2 protein-coding genes are annotated in these 2,088 nt (G+C 69.7%); both read right to left on the reverse strand.

Translation table 11 applies throughout. The features are described 5' to 3' along the window. Positions 1-3: 3 nt before the first annotated feature. Positions 4-888, reverse strand: coding sequence for a succinate--CoA ligase subunit alpha (gene sucD, locus MOX02_RS30325; protein ID WP_147029466.1), 885 nt, complete (start codon positions 886-888; stop codon positions 4-6). A 3-nt stretch (positions 889-891) separates the two neighbouring features. Continuing rightward, a complete protein-coding gene (sucC, locus tag MOX02_RS30330; RefSeq protein WP_147029467.1) occupies positions 892-2,088 on the reverse strand; it encodes an ADP-forming succinate--CoA ligase subunit beta in 1,197 nt (398 codons plus the stop codon).

The following is a 2,088-nucleotide window of genomic DNA, read 5'->3' on the forward strand; positions in this document are numbered from 1 at the left end:
CCCTTATCCTTTGAGGACGTCGAGGAGGGTGGATCCGAGGCGGGCGGGCGAGGGCGAGACCCGGATGCCCGCCGCCTCCATCGCCGCGATCTTGTCCTCCGCGCCGCCCTTGCCGCCCGAGATGATCGCGCCCGCGTGACCCATCCGGCGCCCGGGCGGCGCCGTCCGCCCCGCGATGAACCCGACCATCGGCTTCCGGCGACCCCGCCGCGCCTCGTCCGCCAGGAACTGCGCCGCCTCCTCCTCCGCCGAGCCCCCGATCTCGCCGATCATCACGATCGCCTCCGTCTTCGGATCAGCCAGGAACAGCTCCAGGACGTCGATGAACTCCGTCCCCTTGACCGGATCGCCCCCGATCCCAACCGCCGTCGTCTGGCCAAGCCCCGCCGTCGAGGTCTGGAACACCGCCTCGTAGGTCAGCGTCCCTGAGCGCGACACGATCCCCACGCTGCCCGGACGGAAGATGTTGGCCGGCATGATCCCGATCTTGCTCTCCCCCGCCGTCACGATCCCGGGGCAGTTCGGGCCCACCAGACGCGACTTCGAGCCCACCAGCGCCCGCTTCACCCGAACCATGTCGAGGACCGGGATCCCTTCCGTGATGCACACGATCAGCGGCACCTCGGCCGCCACCGCCTCCAGGATCGCGTCAGCCGCCCCAGGCGGCGGCACGTAGACCACGCTCGCCTCGGCCCCCGTGGCCTCCCGCGCCTCCGCTACCGTGTCGAACACCGGCAGCCCCAGATGCGTCGCACCGCCCTTGCCCGGGCTCGTGCCCCCCACCATCCGGGTGCCGTAGGCGATCGCCTGCTCCGAGTGGAAGGTGCCGTTCTTGCCCGTGAAGCCCTGGCAGATCACACGGGTGTTGGCGTCAATCATCACCGACATCTCTCAGGCTCCCTTCACGGCGGCCACGATCTTCTGGGCCGCGTCGTCGAGATCGTCGGCCGGGATCACGTTGAGACCCGAGCCCCGGATGATCGCCTTGCCCTCCTCCACGTTCGTCCCCTCCAGCCGCACCACCAGCGGCACCGACAGGCCCACCGTCTTCACCGCCGCGATCACGCCGCGCGCGATCACGTCGCACTTCATGATCCCGCCGAAGATGTTGACCAAAATCCCCTTCACGTTCGGGTCGGCCGTGATGATCTGGAAGGCCGCCGTCACCTTCTCCTCGGAGGCGCCCCCGCCCACGTCCAGGAAGTTGGCCGGCTCCTCGCCGTACAGCTTGATGATGTCGAGTGTGGCCATGGCCAGGCCCGCCCCGTTGACCATGCAGCCGATCGTGCCGTCGAGCGCGATGTAGGCCAGATCGTACTTGGACGCCTCGATCTCCTTGGCGTCCTCCTCCGACTCGTCGCGAAGGCCCAGGATGTCCGGGTGGCGGTAGAGCGCGTTGCCGTCGAAGGCGATCTTGGCGTCCAGGCACTTGAGCTCGCCGGACGCCGTCAGCACCAAGGGGTTGATCTCCAGAAGGCTCATGTCCTTCTCGACGAAGGCCCGGTACAGCTTCTGCGTCAGCGCCTCGGCCTGCTTGGCCTGGGCGCCCGTGAGCGCCAGCGCCTTGGCCACGGCCCGGCCGTGATGGGGCTGGATGCCGGTGGCCGGGTCGACCGGAACGGTGTGGATCTTCTCCGGGCTGTCGTGGGCGACCGCCTCGATGTCCATGCCGCCCTCCGTCGAGACCACGAAGGCGACGCCGCCCGTGGCGCGGTCGACCAGCATCGAGAGGTAGAACTCGGCCGCGATCTGGGCGCCCTCCTCGATGTAGAGGCGGTTGACCTGCTTGCCCGCCGGCCCGGTCTGCACCGTCACCAGGGTGGCGCCCAGCATCTCGCGGGCGTTCGCCACGACCTCCTCGGCCGACTTGGAGACGCGCACGCCGCCCTTGGCGCCGGGCGCGGCCCCCTGGAACGTGCCCTTGCCGCGCCCGCCCGCGTGGATCTGGCTCTTGACCACCCAGACCGGGCCGCCGAGCTCGCGCGCGGCCGCCTCCGCCTCCGAGGCCGCGAAGATCGCAACCCCCCGCGAGACCGGAACCCCAAACTCCCGCAAAACCGCCTTCGCCTGGTACTCGTGTATGTTCAT

Origin of the sequence: Methylobacterium oxalidis (assembly GCF_007992195.1) — a bacterium.
In the GTDB taxonomy this organism is placed as follows: domain Bacteria; phylum Pseudomonadota; class Alphaproteobacteria; order Rhizobiales; family Beijerinckiaceae; genus Methylobacterium; species Methylobacterium oxalidis.